Annotated in this window: 15 protein-coding genes; 4 read left to right on the forward strand and 11 right to left on the reverse strand. The window is 70.1% G+C overall.

Features of this window, described 5'->3' with window-relative positions:
• Nucleotides 1-163: 163 nt before the first annotated feature.
• The 3 genes from hisG to hisS are packed head-to-tail and all read right to left on the reverse strand — an operon-like array spanning nt 164 to nt 3,635.
• Complete coding sequence (gene hisG / locus JCR33_RS16365) at nt 164-1,132, reverse strand: ATP phosphoribosyltransferase (RefSeq protein ID WP_198883190.1); 969 nt, start codon at nt 1,130-1,132, stop codon at nt 164-166.
• The gene (locus tag JCR33_RS16370) at nt 1,129-2,220 is read right to left on the reverse strand and encodes an ATP phosphoribosyltransferase regulatory subunit (protein WP_198883191.1); all 1,092 of its coding nucleotides are present in this window, start codon (nt 2,218-2,220) and stop codon (nt 1,129-1,131) included. The genes hisG and JCR33_RS16370 overlap by 4 nt, the downstream gene beginning before the upstream one ends.
• Nucleotides 2,217-3,635: a histidine--tRNA ligase gene (gene hisS / locus JCR33_RS16375; protein WP_198883192.1), complete on the reverse strand. Its 1,419-nt coding sequence runs from the start codon at nt 3,633-3,635 to the stop codon at nt 2,217-2,219. The genes JCR33_RS16370 and hisS overlap by 4 nt, the downstream gene beginning before the upstream one ends.
• Before the next feature lie 105 nt (nt 3,636-3,740).
• Here hisS and JCR33_RS16380 point away from each other — a divergent pair, with 105 nt between their 5' ends.
• Nucleotides 3,741-5,309: a helicase HerA-like domain-containing protein gene (locus JCR33_RS16380; protein ID WP_198883193.1), complete on the forward strand. Its 1,569-nt coding sequence runs from the start codon at nt 3,741-3,743 to the stop codon at nt 5,307-5,309.
• Nucleotides 5,310-5,435: 126 nt separating this feature from the next.
• Complete coding sequence (locus JCR33_RS16385; protein ID WP_198883194.1) at nt 5,436-5,756, forward strand: hypothetical protein; 321 nt, start codon at nt 5,436-5,438, stop codon at nt 5,754-5,756.
• 16 nt (nt 5,757-5,772) lie between these two features.
• Here the strand turns inward: JCR33_RS16385 and JCR33_RS16390 are convergent, their stop codons facing one another.
• Complete coding sequence (locus tag JCR33_RS16390; protein WP_198883195.1) at nt 5,773-7,191, reverse strand: malonyl-CoA decarboxylase; 1,419 nt, start codon at nt 7,189-7,191, stop codon at nt 5,773-5,775.
• Nucleotides 7,192-7,268: 77 nt separating this feature from the next.
• Here JCR33_RS16390 and JCR33_RS16395 point away from each other — a divergent pair, with 77 nt between their 5' ends.
• Nucleotides 7,269-7,856, forward strand: a complete 588-nt coding sequence (locus JCR33_RS16395; RefSeq protein WP_198883196.1) for an NUDIX domain-containing protein — start codon at nt 7,269-7,271, stop codon at nt 7,854-7,856.
• A gap of 11 nt (nt 7,857-7,867) precedes the next feature.
• Here JCR33_RS16395 and JCR33_RS16400 read toward each other — a convergent pair whose 3' ends face one another.
• The 3 genes from JCR33_RS16400 to JCR33_RS16410 are packed head-to-tail and all read right to left on the reverse strand — an operon-like array spanning nt 7,868 to nt 11,389.
• Entirely contained in the window at nt 7,868-8,641 is a 774-nt protein-coding gene (locus tag JCR33_RS16400; RefSeq protein WP_198883197.1) for an SDR family NAD(P)-dependent oxidoreductase, read from the reverse strand.
• 52 nt (nt 8,642-8,693) lie between these two features.
• Nucleotides 8,694-9,998 (reverse strand): NAD(P)/FAD-dependent oxidoreductase, encoded by a 1,305-nt coding sequence (locus JCR33_RS16405; protein ID WP_198883198.1) that lies wholly within the window; start codon nt 9,996-9,998, stop codon nt 8,694-8,696.
• Between the two features lie 53 nt (nt 9,999-10,051).
• Nucleotides 10,052-11,389 (reverse strand): glutamine synthetase family protein, encoded by a 1,338-nt coding sequence (locus tag JCR33_RS16410; RefSeq protein ID WP_198883229.1) that lies wholly within the window; start codon nt 11,387-11,389, stop codon nt 10,052-10,054.
• 439 nt (nt 11,390-11,828) lie between these two features.
• Here JCR33_RS16410 and JCR33_RS16415 point away from each other — a divergent pair, with 439 nt between their 5' ends.
• On the forward strand, nt 11,829-12,578 hold the full coding sequence (locus tag JCR33_RS16415; protein WP_198883199.1) for a PRC-barrel domain-containing protein: 750 nt from the start codon (nt 11,829-11,831) through the stop codon (nt 12,576-12,578).
• 56 nt (nt 12,579-12,634) lie between these two features.
• On the opposite strand, the gene JCR33_RS16420 is transcribed toward JCR33_RS16415, so the two are convergent.
• From JCR33_RS16420 to JCR33_RS16435, 4 genes are all read right to left on the reverse strand, one after another.
• Nucleotides 12,635-13,285: a sulfotransferase family protein gene (locus tag JCR33_RS16420; RefSeq protein WP_198883200.1), complete on the reverse strand. Its 651-nt coding sequence runs from the start codon at nt 13,283-13,285 to the stop codon at nt 12,635-12,637.
• Complete coding sequence (locus tag JCR33_RS16425) at nt 13,282-14,160, reverse strand: mechanosensitive ion channel family protein (protein ID WP_198883201.1); 879 nt, start codon at nt 14,158-14,160, stop codon at nt 13,282-13,284. Before JCR33_RS16425 ends, JCR33_RS16420 begins: the two co-directional genes overlap by 4 nt.
• Nucleotides 14,161-14,401: 241 nt before the next feature.
• Nucleotides 14,402-15,736 (reverse strand): amidase, encoded by a 1,335-nt coding sequence (locus tag JCR33_RS16430; RefSeq protein ID WP_198883202.1) that lies wholly within the window; start codon nt 15,734-15,736, stop codon nt 14,402-14,404.
• A 9-nt stretch (nt 15,737-15,745) separates the two neighbouring features.
• Nucleotides 15,746-16,741 carry an asparaginase gene (locus tag JCR33_RS16435; protein WP_198883203.1) on the reverse strand — a complete coding sequence of 332 codons (996 nt, stop codon included), beginning with the start codon at nt 16,739-16,741 and terminating at the stop codon, nt 15,746-15,748.
• Nucleotides 16,742-16,747 lie beyond the last annotated feature (6 nt).

Here is a 16,747-nt window from a genome sequence, read left to right on the forward strand (position 1 = left end):
GGTTCAGGAAAGACGACCGCTTCGCGGTCCTCTTGCCTGACACCCTGCGACAAGCTTGGGGCGGGTCGTGGGCGTGTCAAGGACAAGCCCTGCGGGCGCCTTCGGCGTCCTTGACACGCCCACGACCCTTCGGTGCCCGATTGCCGGCTCAGGTGGAGGCGGCTCAGGCGATGGCGGCGAGGAGGGCGGCCGTGAGGGGGGTGTCTTCGTAGACGTCGGCGACCTGCGTGATGACGACCGCGCCGGCACCCTCGCCGCGCAGCCAGGCGGCGCACGCCGAGGCGCGGCGGCGGGCGACGTGCAGCGTCAGCGGCGCCGGCGCCGGGCCGAACGGGGCGACGGCGCCGAACCGCTCGGCGGCCCCCGCCGCGGCCGCCGCGGGGTCGGGGAGCACGGCGCGTAGCTCCAGGATCGCCTGGGCGCGCATGTCGGCGGCGATGCGCTCCACGATGGTCGCGGCGAGCGGGCGCGTCTCCTGCGTCCAGAGGGCGGCACGCGAGGCGACGAAATGAGCCTGCGACTGCAGGATGACGCCGTCCGACAGCACCTTGAGCTGGTTCGCGGCGAGCGTCGCGCCCGTCGTGGTGATGTCGACGATGAGCTCGGCCGCGCCCGCCGCGGGGGCGCCCTCCGTCGCGCCGAGGCTTTCGACGATGCGATAGTCGGCGACGCCGGCCGCCGCGAAGAAACGGCGGGTGAGGTGCACGAACTTGGTGGCGACGCGCAGGGTGCGGCCGTGGCGGGCGCGGTGCATTTCGGCGACGTCGGCAAGGTCCGCCATCGTCTCGACGTCGATCCAGCGTTCCGGCACGGCGACCACCACGTCGGCGCCGCCGAAGCCGAGGGGGGTGACGAGATGGAACTTCGCCGCCCGCTCGGCCGCGTCGTCGACCGTCTCGTGGATGAGGTCGAGACCGGTTAGCCCCAGGTGGACGTTGCCGGCGGCGAGCTCGCGGGCGATCTCGGAGGCCGAGAGGAAGGCGACCTCCACCCCGTCGAGGCCGGGGATGACGCCGCGATAGTCGCGCCCGCCGCGGGCACGCTCGACCTTCATGCCGGAGCGCAGCAGCACGTCGAGTGCCTGCTCCTGCAGGCGGCCCTTGGAGGGGACGGCGAGAACGAGGTCGCTCATCGGGCGGCTCCCGGGATGCGGTCGAGCCAGACCGAGAAGCCCACCGCGGGCAGCGACTTCTTGGGATCGAGGAGGGCGATGAGCTTGTCGTAGCGCCCGCCCGCGATCACCTCGGCGCCGGGCCGGTCGGGGTCGAGCATCTCGAACACGAAGCCCGTGTAGTAGCCGATGCGGCGGCCGAAGCGGGCGTCGAAGGTGACGGCGCTGGTGTTGAGGCCGAGCGCCACCATCGCCTCCACGCGAGCGGCGAAGAGGGCGATGGCGGCGTCGAGCTCGAGCCCTTCGGCGCGGGCGAAGGCGGTGAGCGCGTCGGCGGCGCGGTCGAGCGGGGCGCTCACCTCCAGATAGCGGGCGATGACGTCGACGGTGGCCGCGTCGCGCCCGGTGCCGGTGGCGAGCTCCAGGATGCGGGCGGCGATGTCGTCGCTGGTGCGGCCGCCGGCGGGCACCTGCGGCGGCAGCCCGATCATCGCGTCGACGATGGCGCGCGCCTGGCGGCCGTCGACATGCGCGAGCGCGGGGGCGAGGCGGGCGGCGATGCCGTCCGGCTGGTCGCGCAGGGCGAGGCGGTTGAGGGCGGCGGCGAGGCGCGTCTCGTCGCCGAAGGCGGTGGAGAGGCGCTCACGCCAGGTGGCCGAGAGGCCCAGCGCCGCGGTGAGGGCGCCGAAGATGTTGGCGTCGCCCACCCGCACGGCGGGCGTGAGCTCGACGGCGTCGGCGCAGGCCATCGCGAGGGCGAAGAGGCGGGCGTCGGTCGCCATCTCGTCGGCGTGGCCGATCCACTCGGTGCCGGCCTGCTCGAATTCGGGCTCGCCCACCGCGCGGCGGCGGCGGAAGATCTTGCCTCGATAGGCGTAGGCGGTGGGGGCCTCGTGGGCGGTCGCGAGGTGCTCCAGGCACACCGGGATGGTGAAGTCGGGGCGCAGGCACAAGGTGGCGCCGTCGACGCCGTCGGTCACGAAGAGGCGCTTGCGGAACTCCTCCCCCGCGAGCTCCACGAAGATGTCGGCCGGCTGCAGCAGGGCGGGGGCGAGGGTCGCCTCGCTCGCCGCTTCGAGCACGGCCATGAGGCGGTCGGCGGGGCTCATTTCAGGATGTCGCGGACCGCGGCGGCGATCGCGGCGATGTCGGCGTCGACCTCGATCTGGGCCGGGCGGGCGGCGACCCAGTCCTCGCGATTGTCGATCTCGGCGGCGGCGGCCTTGCCCGCGGCGAGGTCCTTGATCTGCACCTTGCCGGCCTCGCGCTCGTTGGAGCCCTGGATGACGACGCAGGGGGCGTTGCGGCGGTCGGCGTACTTCAGCTGCGCCTTCATCCCGCTGTCGCCGATGTACATTTCCACCGGCACCTCGTCGCCCAAGGCGGCGCGGAGCTGAGTCGTCAGCGCCATGTAGTCGGCGATGGCGCCGCGGTCCATGACGGTGACGATGACGGGACCCGACGCGCGGTCGGCCGCCCCCTCGCGCAGGGCGAGGGCGGCGGCGAGGCGGGAGACGCCGACCGAGAAGCCCGTCGCCGGCACGTCCTCGCCGCGGAAGCGGCCAACGAGCCCGTCGTAGCGGCCGCCGCCGCCGACCGAGCCGAAGCGGACCGGGTTGCCCTTGTCGTCCTTCACCTCGAAGCGGAGCTCGGCCTCGAAGACGGCGCCGGTGTAGTATTCGAGCCCGCGCACCACCGAGGGGTCGACGATGACGCTGTCATAGCCCGCCGTCGCCACGATCTCGCCGATGCGCTGGAGGTCGTCGGAGATCCGGGGCGTTTCGTCGGGGTCGAGGAGGGCGAGGACGGTGTCGGTCTGCGCCGTGTCGAGGCCGGCGCCCTTGGTGAAGTCGCCGCTCTCGTCCTCGCGGCCGGGGCCGAGGAGCTTGGCGATCTCGGAGAGGGGGAATTTATCGGCCTTGTCGATCGCCCGCAGCACCGTCAGACGGCGCGGGTCGGCGTCGGGCAGGCCGATGTCGGAGAGGACGCCGTCGAGCACCTTGCGCGAGTTGACGCGGATCGCGAACTCACCCGGTCCGAAGCCGAGGGCGGTCATGGTGTCGGCGGCCATCATGCACACTTCGGCGTCGGCGAGGGGAGAGGCGGCGCCCACGATGTCGGCGTCGAACTGCATGAACTGGCGGAAGCGGCCCGGGCCCGGCTTCTCGTTGCGGAACACCCAGCCCGCCCGGTAGCTCTTGTAGGGCTTGGGGATGCGGTCGAAATTCTCCGCCACCATCCGCGCCAAGGGGGCGGTGAGGTCGTAGCGCAGCGACAGCCACTGCTCGTCGTCGTCCTGGAAGGCGAACACGCCCTCGTTGGGGCGATCCTCGTCGGGCAGGAACTTGCCGAGGGCGTCGGCATATTCGATGAACGGGGTCTCGACGGGCTCGAAGCCCCACCGCTCGTAGACGGCGCGGATCGTCGCCATCATCGCCTCGGTGCGTCGGATGTCCGCCGGGGTGCGATCGGCAAACCCGCGCGGCAGCCGCGCCTGCGGCCGGTTCGCCTTGTTCTTCGCCATTGGTGCCTCCATTCGCGGCGGACATAGCCCCGATTGACGTCGTGCTCAACCGGATAGGTCGCGGCGCGCAACCCGGTTATGCTCGATCGAGATGGAGGAGGGACCATGAGCGTCCTCAACGACGAAGCGATCTTTCTCGGCAGCGCCGCGACACCCCAATATCTCCGCCTCGACATGGCGAACCGCCACGGCCTCGTGACCGGGGCGACCGGCACCGGCAAGACGGTGACGCTGCAGATCCTCGCCGAGGGCTTTTCGCGCGCCGGGGTGCCGGTGTTCTGCGCCGACATCAAGGGCGACCTCTCGGGCCTTGCGACGGCCGGCGAAGCGAAGGACTTCCTCTTGAAGCGCGCCGCCGCCATCGGGCTCGACGACTATCGCTTCGAAGCCTCGCCGGCGGTGTTCTGGGATCTCTTCGGCAAGGCGGGCCACCCGGTCCGCACCACCATCTCGGAGATGGGGCCGGTGCTTCTCGCCCGCCTGCTCGAGCTCAACGACACGCAGGAGGGCGTGCTCGCCATCGCCTTCCGCTTCGCCGACGACGAAGGCCTCGCGATCCTCGACCTCAAGGATCTACGCGCCCTGATGCTCCACGTGTCGGACGAGGCCGCCACGCTGTCGCGCACCTATGGGCGCGTCTCGCCGGCCTCGGTGGCGGCGATCCAGCGGGCCCTTCTGGTGCTCGAGGAGCAGGGGGCGGACCACTTCTTCGGCGAGCCGGCGCTGTCCATTGCCGACCTGATGAGGACGCGGGACGGGCGCGGCGTCGTCAACGTGCTCGACGCGACGGCGTTGATGATGCGGCCGCGCCTCTATGCGACCTTCCTCCTGTGGCTCCTCTCCGAGCTCTTCGAGGAGCTGCCGGAGGTGGGCGATCCCGACAAGCCCGGCCTCGTCTTCTTCTTCGACGAGGCGCACCTCCTCTTCGACGACGCGCCGGCGGCGCTGATCGACCGGATCGAGCAGGTGGTGCGGCTGATCCGCTCGAAGGGGGTCGGGGTCTATTTCGTGACGCAGAACCCGCTCGACGTGCCGGAGACGGTGCTCGGCCAGCTCGGCAACCGGGTGCAGCACGCGCTGCGCGCCTTCACCCCGCGCGACCAGAAGGCGGTGCGCTCGGCGGCGGAGACCTTCCGGCCCAACCCCGCGCTCGACACTGCCGCCGTGATCACCGAGCTCGGGGTGGGCGAGGCGCTGGTCTCCACCCTCGGCGAGAAGGGCGTGCCGTCGATGGTGGAGCGGACCTTGATCCGTCCACCGTCGGGTCGGCTCGGGCCGCTCACGGAGGCCGAGCGGGCGGCGCTCGTCGCGGCGAGCCCGATGGGGGCGAAGTACGACGCGCCGCTCGACCGCGAGAGCGCCTACGAGGTGCTGCAGAAGCGCGCGGCCGCGGCGGCGGCCGAGCCTGCCGACGCGCCGGCCGAGGCGCCGAAGAGGGAAAGCGAGCCGCAGGACGACGAACAGCGGGGCGCCGTGACGCGGCTCTGGTGGTTCCTGTTCGGTGGCCCGAAGCGGCGGCGGCTGACGGGCACGCAGCGCGCCGCCCGCAGCGCAGCCCGCTCGATGGCGGCGGAGGCGGGGGGCCGGGTGGGGCGCGCCCTCGGCGGCGCCTCGGGGGCGCGGCTCGGCAAGCAGATCGCCCGCGGCGTGCTCGGCGGCATCCTGCGCCGGTGAGGTCGCCGCATGGCGCGGCTGAGGGCGCGCGATGCCCCGGCGCGGCTTGACAGCTTCCTGATGGCGCCCTCTGTGCAGTCGGTGGTCGCGGTCGATTGCGGCACCGAAGCAGAAAAGGAGAAGTCGATGAAACGCCTTATTGCCATGGCCTTCGCGATGGTCGTCTTGGCGACGGCCGGCACCGCCGTGGCGCAGTCGCCCGAGCGGACGGCGTACCGAGCCTGCGAGCCCGTCGTCACTCGGGCCGTGCGCGACGAGCTCGGCGCCCGCCAGCGCGTCCAGTTCTTCGCCGACTCCACGCGCCTGGAGTTCGTCTCCAACGCCGAGAACAAGGTGCGCGGCCGTGGCCAGTACGAGACTCGCCGCGGCTTCTCCGAATTCTCCTACGTGTGCACCTACAACCACCGCACCGGCGAGACCTCCAAGATCCGCGTCGTCCAGCGCTGAGGAGGAGGCGGGGCCGCTACGAGACGGGCATCCCGTCGGCGGCCTCGTCCGCGCTCGCCTCGGCCGGCGGGGCGAGCCGGCGCGGCGCCTCGCTCGGCTCGCGCGCGGCGATCTTCACCTGACGGGCGAGGCGGGTGATGGCGTTGGTCGTCGCCACCTTGCCCTCGTTGGCGAAGGCTTCGTGGTTCTTCTCCACGTCGGCGAGGATGTAGCGGTAGTTCACCATCATGCCGTGGGCGATGGCGAGGCCGCGCGGCGAGCGGTCGGCGCCGAAGTCGAGCTGCTCGAGCCGCGCGCCGTTGCCGAGGTGGAAGCGGGCGACGGGATCGAGCGGTCGACCGATGGGATCCTTCACCGCCGTCAGATAGTGAGCGAGAAGCGGGACGAGGGCGTTCTCGGCGGCCTTCGCGAGGGGGGCGTCGTCGAGGAAGTTGTCGCCGAGGCCGTCGAGCAGGGTGCGCGTCGGCTCGTCGACGGCGCTGGTGGGGCGGGCCGCCTCCTCGCGCAGCCACTTGGCGAAGCCCGGCACCGGCGACAGCGTCACGAAGTTCTTGAGGTTCGGCAGCTCGCGCGCCAGGTCGTCGGCCACCTGCTTGATGAGGAAGGAGCCGAAGGAGATGCCCCGCAACCCGTCCTGGCAGTTGCTGATCGAATAGAACACGGCGGTGGTCGCGGTCCGCGGGTCGATGGGGTCGCGCCGCTCCGCCAGGATCGGGCCGATGGCGCTCGGGATCTCGTTGGTGAGGGCGACCTCCACGAAGATCAGCGGCTCGTCGCCGAGGCGGGGGTGGAAGAAGCCGAAGAGGCGCCGGTCCGGCACGTCGATGCGGCGGCGCAGGTCCTCCCAGTCGGTGATGGCGTGGACCGCCTCGTAGCGGATGATCTTTTCGAGGATCGCCGCCGACGTCTGCCAGTCGATCTCCTTGAGCACCAGGAAGCCGCGGTTGAACCAGGCGTTGAAGAGGCGCTTCAGATCGTCGTCCACCGTCCACAGGTCGGGGTGGTTGGGCAGCCGCTCGATCAGCTCCAGCCGCATCGCGACGAGCGCCTGGGTGCCGCCTTGCACCAGATTGAGGCGGCGGAAGATTTCCACGCGGCGCGGCTCGGCGGCCTTCTGGAGGGCCTTCGCCGTATCCTCGCTCGGGTTTTCCAGATAGCTCGCGCTCGCGGCGGCGAGGCGCTCCGGATCGGCCCCATAGTCGGCCGCGAGGGTGCGGAACACGAAGGTGCGGCCCGCCGAATCGAGATCGCGATAGGCACGCAAAAACTCCGCCGCCCGCTCGGTGGAGGAGGACTCGCCGCGGCCCGACAGCAACGCCTCGATCATCGTCGAGAGGTCGTCCCTGCTCGTTCGCCGCGGCTTGCGGCGCTCCCCGAACAGACGCGTGTCCGCGATCGTGTTGAGGAGATCGTTGATTACGCTGGTCTGGCGCATGGGACCCTCCCTCGTCGGGCGTGGCACGGCAGCGGCGGGACCGCTATAGCACAAGCGCATTCTATGGGGATTGTAGCGTGTCCGAACAGACCTATCACGTGCACCACCTTCGATCGATTTATCGCGGCTTCCTGAAGCTCGACCTCTACGACGCGACGATTGAGCGGGGCGATCGAAAGGTGGAGGTGGTGCGCGAGGTGCACGACCACGGCAACGGCGCCGCGGTGCTGCCCTACGACGAGGCGCGGCGGACCTGCCTCCTCGTGCGCCAGGTGCGCGTTCCCGTCCACGTGGCGGAGGGGAACGGGCTGATCCTGGAGGTCGCCGCCGGCGTGATCGACCCGGAGGATGCGAGCCCCGCCGAGGCCGCCCGCCGCGAGGCCGCCGAAGAGCTGCGCTACCACGTGCACGATCTTCAGAGCGTGGGTATGTTCTACCCCATGGCCGGCCTCGTGACGGAGCAGATGAACTGCTTCCTCGCCCGCTATACGCCCGCCGACCGCATCGAGAGCGGCTACGAGCAGGACGACGACGAGGTCATCGATGTCGAGGAGTGGGGGCTGAAGGACCTCTGGGAGGCCTTCCGCGACGGGCGGCTGCGCGACGGCAAGGCCATCGTCTGCCTTCAGGCGCTGCGGATCGAGCGGCCCGACCTCTTCGTCTGAGCCCGCGCCGGTCAGTCGCGGGTCTGGAGGTGCTTCACGACGGGCAGCACCACGCGGTGCGGCGAGGCCTTCGCGACGCCGGCGACGAGGCGGTTGGTGGTGCCGGTGATGACGACGCGGCGCCTCTTCTTGAAGCCGCGCCAGCCGATCTCGGCGACGGCCTCCGAGGTCATCCGCTTCACCGTCTTGAACACGCGGTGCTTGGCGAGGCCGGAGATCTCGCCGAACTCCGAATCGGTCGGCCCGGGGCAGATGGCGCACACCGTCACCCCCGACGGGCGGCACTCCTCGTAGAGCGCTTCGGAGAAGGACAGCACGAACGCCTTGGAGGCGTAGTAGACGGCCATGTTGGGGCCGGGCTGGAAGGCCGCGGTGGAGGCGATGTTGATGATGCCGCCATGCCCGCGCTGCAGCATCCCGGGGAGCAGGCGGTGGGTGAGCTCCACGAGGGCGCGGATATTGAGATCGACCATGCCGAGCTGGGGGGCGAGGTCGGTCTCGGCGAAGGGTCCCGCGTCGCCGAAGCCGGCATTGTTGACGAGCACGTCGACCGGTCGATCGAGCGCTTCGACGTGGCGGGCGAGGGTCTCGCCGGCGTCGTCGCGGGTGAGGTCGAGCGGCAGCGTCGCGTGGGTGCCGGGCAGCTCGGCGGCGAGGGCGGCGAGGCGGTCGGCGCGTCGGGCGACGAGGAGGAGGTCGTAGCCGTCTGCGGCCATCACGCGGGCGAGCGCCGTGCCGATCCCGGCGGAGGCACCGGTGAGGATGGCGAGGGGACGATTTGTCATCGGAGGTGTGGGCCCGGTTCTGTTGGTCGTCGCACTGGTCCGCGCCGCGGTCTCATCGGCCCCGTCGGCGGATCTTGTAGTGGTGGCTGAGGTCGATCCGGTCGCGCAGCGAGAACCACGCCATCGCCAGGTGGGCGAGCGGGGTCATGAAGCGCTTGCCGCCGGGAAAGGGCGGCACGGGGAAGTGGGCGAACACGTCGAGCTTCTCCTCGTCGCCGCGGATCGCGTCGGCGATCACCTTGCCGGCGAAGGCCGCGAGCCCCACCCCCTGGCCGGAGTAGCCGGCGGCGACGTAGAGCCCCGGCTCCAGCCGCCGCACCATGGGGCAGCGGGTGCGGGTGATGCCGAGCGTGCCCGACCAGGCGGCGGCGATCGGGACGTCCTTCAGCTGCGGATAGACCTCGAGAAGATAGGGGCGGACGAAGGCGGCGACGTCGCCCGGCGGAGGCCCGTAGCTCTCGCCGCCGCCGAAGATCATCCGCCCCTCGGTGTCCTCGCGGAAATAGCGCACCACGCGGCGCGAGTCGGCGACGGCCTCGCCGCCCGCAATGAGCGGCGCGGTGAGCGGCTCGGTCGCGGCGATGTGGTTGACGAGGGGCATGATGCACCGCTCCACCCGTGGCTCCAGCCCGTCGAGATAGCCGTTGCCGGCGAGGAGGACGGCGCCGACGTGGATGTCGTGCGGCCCCTCGTCGGCCGGCGTGAGGGTGACGCGCCATCCGCCCGCCTCGGCCGTGTAGTCGCTGGCGCGGGTGTTGGGAAAGAGGCGCGCGCCGCGATCCGCGGCGGCGACGGCGAGGCCGGTCGCGAAGGCGAGCGGGTTGAGCTGCCCGCCCGTCGCGTCGCGCACCCCGCCGAGATAGCGATCCGAGCCGATCGCCGCCGCAAGCTCCCCACGCGACAGGATCTCCGTCTCGACGCCGTAGCGCTCGTTGAGGTGGTCGGCGTAGTGGCGCGTGTCGTCGAAGGCGGCGCTGGTGTGGGCGGCGTCGATGAGGCCGGGGCGGAAGCCGCAGTCGACGTCGAGCTCGGTGCGCAGCGTGTGGACGAGGGCGACCGCCTCCTCGCCCAGCGCCCAGAGCTCGTCGGCGATCTCCTCGCCGAGCCGTTCGGTGAGCCAGATCTGATCCTGCCGGTGACCCGGATGGAGCTGGCCGCCGTTGCGCCCGGAGGCCCCGTCGCCGAGCTCGCCGGCATCGACGAGCACCACCTTGCGGTCGGCGCGGGCGAGATGGAGAGCCGCCGACAGACCCGTCAGACCGCCGCCGATCACCAGCGCGTCCGCCCGCTCGGGCAGATGCGAGGGAAGGGGGGGCGGCTCCTGCGCCACGTCCTGGGCGTATATCGTGTCCGACAAGGGGCGGCTCCGCGTCTGCGTCCTTCGGACGTATCAGCAGAACCGCCGCCCAGCTAGACGTTGAGGAGCAGATACTCCCGCTCCCACGGGCTGATCACCCGCATGAACGTCTCGTACTCCGCCTGCTTGATCGCCCGGAAGGTGGACACGAACGACTTGCCGAAGATGTCGGTGAGCGGCTCGCACTCCTCGAACAGCGTCACCGCCTCGAGGAGGCCGCGGGGGAGACCGAACGGCATGTCGCGCGCCGAGCCTTCGATGGGGTCGTCGGGATGGCCGCCCTCTTCGAGCCCCAGAAGACCGCAGGCGAGCGAGGCGGCGATGGCGAGATAGGGGTTGGCGTCGGACGAGGGAATGCGGTTCTCGACGCGCCGCGCATCGGGCGGGCCGTGCGGCACGCGCAGCCCCACGGTGCGGTTGTCGTAGCCCCAGTGCACGTTGGTGGGACTCGCCGAGTAGCGCTCCAGCCGGCGGTAGGAGTTCACGTAGGGGGCGAGGATGCACATCACTGCCGGCAGATAGCGCTGGTGGCCGTAGATGAAGGAGAAGAAGTCCTTGGTCGGGTCGCCGCTCTCGGTGGAGAAGATCGAGCGGCCGGTCTCGCTGTCGACCACCGAGGCGTGGATGTGCATCGCCGAGCCGGGCTCGTTCGACATCGGCTTCGCCATGAAGGTGGCGTACATCTTGTGGCGCAGCGCCGCCTCGCGGATGGTGCGCTTGAACAGGAACACCTGGTCGGCGAGGTCGACCGGGTCGCCGTGCAGGAGGTTGATCTCCATCTGCGCGGCGCCCTCCTCATGGATGAGGGTGTCGATCTCGAGGCCCTGCGCCTCCGAATAGTCGTAGATGTCGTCGAAGAGGTCGTCGAACTCGTTGACGGCGGCGATGGAGAAGGACTGGCGGCCGATCTCGGGCCGGCCGGAGCGGCCGATGGGCGGCTCGAGCGGATAGTCGGGGTCGGTGTTGGGCTTGACGAGGTAGAACTCGATCTCCGGCGCCACCACCGGGCGCAGGCCCTTGCGCTCGTAGAGCTCCATGACGCGCTTCAGGACCTGGCGCGGGGCGTGGTCGACCGGCCGGCCGTCCTTGTAGCGGGCGTCGTGGATGAGCTGGGCGGCAGGGTCGGAGGCCCACGGCACGATGGCGAGGGTGCCGTAGTCGGGATCGAAGATCAGGTCGCCGTCGGTCGGGTCGTGGGAGAACTGCTCGTCCTCCTCCGGATAGTCGCCGGCGATGGTCTGGCTGAAGATCGACGTCGGCATGGTGATCGATGGCGAGCGGGCGAACTTCTCCGTCGGCATCAGCTTGCCGCGGGCGACGCCGGCCTGATCGGGCACGATGCACTCCACGTCCTGGATGCCGCGCCGTTTCAGCCATTCGACGGCTTCCATGTGGTCGGTCACGCCGCGCGCTTTCGGCTCGGCGGATTCGGAGGGCGTCTGCGGGGAGGATTGGTCCACGTTGTGCAGCCTGACGGAGTTTCATCGGGGCCGCCCGAGGCCGGCCTCAGGCGACTCCCTTTCAACAAGGCGCGCCCTGGGTGCCGCTGTCAACCAGGGGGGCGGCGCCATTTTGCAGCCGCACGGTGGCCACCCGGGCGCGGGTCGAGGGAAATCCCCAGCCGGTGCGGGCCGACGCTCGCCCGAACCTCGCCTAAGAATTGCCTCAACTTTCTCGGAACGAATTGCGAGCCCAATCAATTTACATCCCGCGACACGAAGTTAGGTTTGCCCAGTGCGCATGTATGACACCCATGACGGGGTTGAACGTTGTCACTGCGGCAGTCGATCGGATCTTCGTTACTGTCACAGGATATGAAAAGGCTTCGCCATGTCTAACAAGTCCAACATCTGGCTCGCCACCGTGTCTTCGCTCGTGCTGCTGGCTTCTCCCGTTCTGGCGGACGATGCCAACGTGACCATCGTCAAGCCGGACGGTCCTGCCGAGCAGGCGGGCGAAGCGGTGGACAATGCTGCGGCCGCGACGGCCGATACCGTCAGCGACGCCGCCGACGCGACCGCCGATGCGACGGGCGACGCGGTGCAGGCGACCGAGCACGCCGCCAAGAACGCGGCCGATGCCGCTGAGAACGCCGCCGACCACGCGGAAGTTGCCGCCGAGAATGCCGCGACCAACGCCGAGAAGGCGATGGACAGCGCCGCGACCAGCACCACGGCCTCGATGGAGAGCGCCGACGAGGCTGAAATCGCCGAGGGCACCCCGGTCGAGGGTCAGATCTTCGAGCAGAGCCCCGATACCTTCCTCGCCTCGACGCTGCTCGATACCGTCGTGATGAACGCCTCGGACGAGAAGATCGGCGACATCAACGACATGGTCATCACCGCCGACGGTCAGGTGTCGGGCGTCGTCATCGGCGTGGGTGGCTTCCTCGGCATCGGCGAGAAGGATGTCGCCATCGAGTTGTCGCGTCTCGACATCTCCGAGGACGAGGATGGCGATCTCGTGTTCATGCTCGACGCCACCGAGGAGGAGCTGAAGGCCGCGCCGGAGTTCATGACCCAGGAGGACGTGGCCGCGAACGACGCCGCGACGGCGCCGGCCGCCCCCGTCTCCAACTGATCGCCGCGACCTTGCAAGCGAGGAAAGGGCTGCTTCGGCAGCCCTTTTTTCGTGCCTCAGGCGCTCTTGACCTCTCGGCCACCGAAATAGCGTGGATCGCCGTTCATCACCGTCGCGCCGAGGGGCGCGGCGGCCGCCGCGCCGAGCGGGACGTCGCAGAAGCGCGCGACGGCGGCCACGGTTTCGGCCGGGTGCTGCAGCGTCTTCTCGTAGGAGAGGAGGAGAGCGGGGGCGTTGAGGCCGGCGAGCTGGCGGCAGATGCGCAGATTGCCGCGCGCCGCCGCCTCCATGTTCTCGAGGAGATCGACGTCGGCGACGAGGGCGTTGCGCGCGGCGACGGCGACGGGGTCGCGCATCACCACGATCCAGCGCGGCGCCCGCATGACGGCCGAGAAGTCGGCGATGTGGTTGCGCAGCTTCGGCGACTTCAGCGTCCAGCGCGGATGGGCCGCGTCGGCGCGGCGGCACAGGGCGGCGAAACCCGCGACATCGCGGGCGAGGACGAGGGTGTTGACCTCGGGGCTTTCGAGCACGTCCTCGCCCACGGGCACGCCAGTCGGCAGGCCGAGGGCGGCGAGGATGCGTGCCACCATGGTGGTGCCGGACCGACCGACGCCGGTCACCGCGATGGTGGCCTCGGCCGCGCACGGGGCGGCGTTCAGAACGCCGACGCCGAGATTGGGCGGCCCGGATCGCGCCTCGCTCACGCCGTCTCGGTGCCCGCCGCCGTGTCGGGCGCCGTTTCTGAGGCCGGTGGCGTCGGCATGATGATTTGACGATGCGGGTAGGGGATCGACATCCCCTTCGCTTCGATCTCCTCTTTCGCGGTCTTGGTGAGGAGACGCTTCAGCGGCCAGTAGTCGGACGCGGGCACCCAGATCCGCAGCGTCAGGTCGACCGAGGATTCGCCCATGCCGCTGACGAAGGCGTCGGGCGCGGGCTCGGCCAGCACCTTGGGGTTCTCCGTCGCGATGGCGCGCAGCGTCTCGAGCGCGGTGTCGATCGGATCGCCGTAGTCGATGCTCACCTCGATATCGAGGAGACGTGTCGAATAGACCGAATAGTTGGTCACCGTGGCGTTCCACACCTGCGCGTTGGGCATCAGCTTCTGCACGTTGTCGTAGGTGGCGAGCTCGGTGAGGAAGAGGTTGATCGACTTCACCGTGCCCGCCTCGCCCGAGACCTCGATGTAGTCGCCGATCTTGAAGGGGCGCATGACGATGATCATCACCCCCGCCGCGAGCGAGCTGAGCGAGCCTTGCAGCGCGAGGCCCACGGCGAGGGAGGCGGCGCCGAGAACGGCGATGAGGCTCGCCGTCTGCACCCCCATGAGGTTGAGCGCCACGATGAGGAGGATCGCCAGGAAGCCGTAGTAGGCGAGGCTGGCGAGAAAGCTCTCCACGATCGGGTCGACGTGGCTGGTGCGCGAAAGATAGGCGGCCAGCGCGCGTTTCAGCATGCGCGACAGCCAGAAGCCGATGATCAGGATGAGGATGCCGACGAGGATGTTGATCCCCTGGACCGTCATCCAGGCATAGATGCCGTCGAGGAAAGCGCGGCCTTCGTGTTCGATCTGTTCCATCGGTGCCCCGTGCGACGTTCGGCGCCTCGTGGCGTCGGCGCCATCGTCGCATCTGCCGCCACGTCGCGTCGAGCCCCGTGGCGGCAGTCGGTGAGGCGGTTCCGCTCGGATCTAGTGGTTCGACCCTAATGGATCGAACCACTAGATTCTTTGTCGATGGATCAACTTGTCCAAACATTTGAGCAGCTGAGCCTTGGGCGTTCGTCTCTGCCCGACGGACTCAAATGTTTGGGCCGATCCGCTAGAGCGAAGGCGGTGTCGGGAAGGGGCCGCGCACGCTCTCGAAGGCCTCGCCGATGCGCAGCGCCAGCGGGTCGTCGAAGCGGCGGGTGAGGATCTGCAGCGCGGTGGGGACACCCTCGGCGGTGAGGCCGATCGGCACCGACAGGCCGCACAGGGCGAGATAGTTGCCCATCCGCGTGTAGAGCGAGACGCTGTAGTCGTCCTCGTTCACCTTGGTGTGGGGCATCGCGGTGATCGGGGCGGTGGGCAGCACCACGGCGTCGAGGTGGTCGATCGCGGCGAGGAAGTCGTTGATGTCCGTCACCTGCCGGCGCTGGGCGAGCACGCGGTCGCGCGCGGTGAAGCTCTTGCCCTGGAGGATGCGGGTGCGCGTCGTGTCGTTGAGCGGGGCTTCGTTGCTCTCGGCCATGTCGGCGTGGAAGGCGTAGGCATCGGTGGCGATGATCACCGTCGCCCGCCGCTGATATTCGAGCATCGGGTGGGGGAGTTCGATGGGCACCACCGTCACCCCCGCGGCCTCGAGGAGGGCGACGGACTTTTCAAAGTCCGCCCGCACCTCGGGGGAAGCATCCTCGAGCATCGTGTCGGACAGGCGGCCGACGCGCAGGCCGGCGCCGCCCCGGTCGAGCTCGGCGAAGGGGTCCTTGCGGGCGATCCCCACGGTCGAGGGGTCGTCACGGTCTTCGCCCTGCATGACATCGAGCATCTCGGCGGCGCGGCGCACGGTGTCGGTGAGCGGGCCGATGGAATCGAAGGTGTCGGAGAGCGGCACGACGCCGGCCCGGCTGACGAGGCCGATGGAGGTCTTGAGGCCGACGCAGCCGCACATCGCCGCCGGGATGCGCACCGAGCCGCCGGTGTCGGTGCCGAGACCGGCCGGCACGATGCCGCCGCCCACCGCGGCGCCCGTGCCGGAGGAGGAGCCGCCGGTGGTGTGCGATTCGTCGGGCTTCCACGGGTTGCGCGGGTGGCCGGTGTTGGCGTTGGTGCCCCAGCCGCCGAAGGCATATTCCACCGTGTTCACCTTCGCGACGACCACGGCGCCGGCGGCGCGCAGCTTCTTCACCACGAAGGCGTCACTCTTCGCGCGCGTCGCCCCGGCGCGGGTGGCCGAGCCCGCGAGCGTCGGCACGCCGGCGACGTCGATGATGTCCTTCACCACCACCGGCACGCCGTGGAGGGGGCCGAGATCGACGCCCGCGGCGGCGAGGGCATCGAGATGTCGGGCCTCCTCCATCGCGGTGTCGCCCATGATCCGGGTGAAGGCGTGAAGGCGCGGCTCGGCCGCTTCGCAGGCGGCGACGGTCTTGGCGACGACGTCGGAGTGGCTCATCTTTCGGTCCTAGTAGGTGGCGAAGAGATCGGCGATGGCCTCGGGATCGGAGGTCTTCGTGAGGGCGAGAGCGAGGAGAATGCGCGCCTTCTGCGGATTGAGGTTGTCGCCGCCGATGAGGCCGGCCTCGCGCTGGCGGGTCACGATGGCGGCCCGGCCGCTCCCCGTGCGCGAGGACTGCACCACGGTGACGCCGGCCTTCACCGCCTCGGCGAGCGCCTCATGCTCGGCGGGCGGCACGAAGCCGGGGCCGAAGCCGGCGCTGACGATGCCCTTCGCGCCCGCTGCCACGAAGGCGCGCACCGCCGTGCCGTCGCACCCGGCATAGGCGTAGGAGACGTCGACGCGCGGCACCTTCTTCAGGGCCTCGATGTCGAACGGGCCGTTCGGCGCACCGGGACGCATCGGCCTGCGGTAGAAGCTGATGCGGTCGGCGTCGGCGTGGCCGAGGGCGCCGAAGTCCGGCGTACGGAAGGTCTGCATGCGCCAGGTGGAGGTCTTCGTCACCTCTCTGGCGCACTGGATCTCGTCGTTGAGGAGGGTGAGGACGCCCATCCCGCGCGCCTCCTGCGAGGCGGCGACGCGCACGGCGTTGGCAAAGTTCATCGCCCCGTCGGTGGAAAGGCCCGAGGCCGGCCGCTGGGCGCCGGTGAGAACGATCGGCACCTCCGTCTTCGCCGTGAGGTTCAGCGCGTAGGCCGTCTCCTCGAGGGTCGCCGTGCCGTGGAGGATCACCACGCCGGCGACCTCCGGATCGGCCGTCACCGCGTCGATGCGCTCCAGGATCATCACGTACTCGTCGAACGCGATGGCGGTGGAGGGCATCGGCGGGAAAGAGATCGGCACGAGGTCGGCGAGCGTCGCGACGTCGGCGAAGAACTCCACCATCTCGGCGGCGTTCATCATCTTGCCGAGGGTGATGTAGTCCTGGATGTCGAAGGGGTTGCGGCCGATCGAGGAGATCGTGCCGCCGGTGCCGATCACGGCAATCTTCTTCTTGCTCATCGGGTG

Source organism: Acuticoccus mangrovi (assembly GCF_016411865.1).
GTDB lineage: Bacteria > Pseudomonadota > Alphaproteobacteria > Rhizobiales > Amorphaceae > Acuticoccus > Acuticoccus mangrovi.

Excerpts from the sequence above, each read along its gene's own strand:
- JCR33_RS16380 (WP_198883193.1), top strand. The coding sequence starts at position 3,741 with ATGAGCGTCCTCAACGACGAAGCGATCTTTCTCGGCAGCGCCGCGACA.
- JCR33_RS16415 (WP_198883199.1), top strand. The coding sequence starts at position 11,829 with ATGTCTAACAAGTCCAACATCTGGCTCGCCACCGTGTCTTCGCTCGTG.
- JCR33_RS16370 (WP_198883191.1), bottom strand. The coding sequence starts at position 2,220 with ATGAGCCCCGCCGACCGCCTCATGGCCGTGCTCGAAGCGGCGAGCGAG.
- JCR33_RS16425 (WP_198883201.1), bottom strand. The coding sequence starts at position 14,160 with ATGGAACAGATCGAACACGAAGGCCGCGCTTTCCTCGACGGCATCTAT.
- JCR33_RS16435 (WP_198883203.1), bottom strand. The coding sequence starts at position 16,741 with ATGAGCAAGAAGAAGATTGCCGTGATCGGCACCGGCGGCACGATCTCC.
- hisG (WP_198883190.1), bottom strand. The coding sequence starts at position 1,132 with ATGAGCGACCTCGTTCTCGCCGTCCCCTCCAAGGGCCGCCTGCAGGAG.
- JCR33_RS16430 (WP_198883202.1), bottom strand. The coding sequence starts at position 15,736 with ATGAGCCACTCCGACGTCGTCGCCAAGACCGTCGCCGCCTGCGAAGCG.
- JCR33_RS16400 (WP_198883197.1), bottom strand. The coding sequence starts at position 8,641 with ATGACAAATCGTCCCCTCGCCATCCTCACCGGTGCCTCCGCCGGGATC.
- JCR33_RS16385 (WP_198883194.1), top strand. The coding sequence starts at position 5,436 with ATGAAACGCCTTATTGCCATGGCCTTCGCGATGGTCGTCTTGGCGACG.
- hisS (WP_198883192.1), bottom strand. The coding sequence starts at position 3,635 with ATGGCGAAGAACAAGGCGAACCGGCCGCAGGCGCGGCTGCCGCGCGGG.
- JCR33_RS16390 (WP_198883195.1), bottom strand. The coding sequence starts at position 7,191 with ATGCGCCAGACCAGCGTAATCAACGATCTCCTCAACACGATCGCGGAC.
- JCR33_RS16410 (WP_198883229.1), bottom strand. The coding sequence starts at position 11,389 with ATGGAAGCCGTCGAATGGCTGAAACGGCGCGGCATCCAGGACGTGGAG.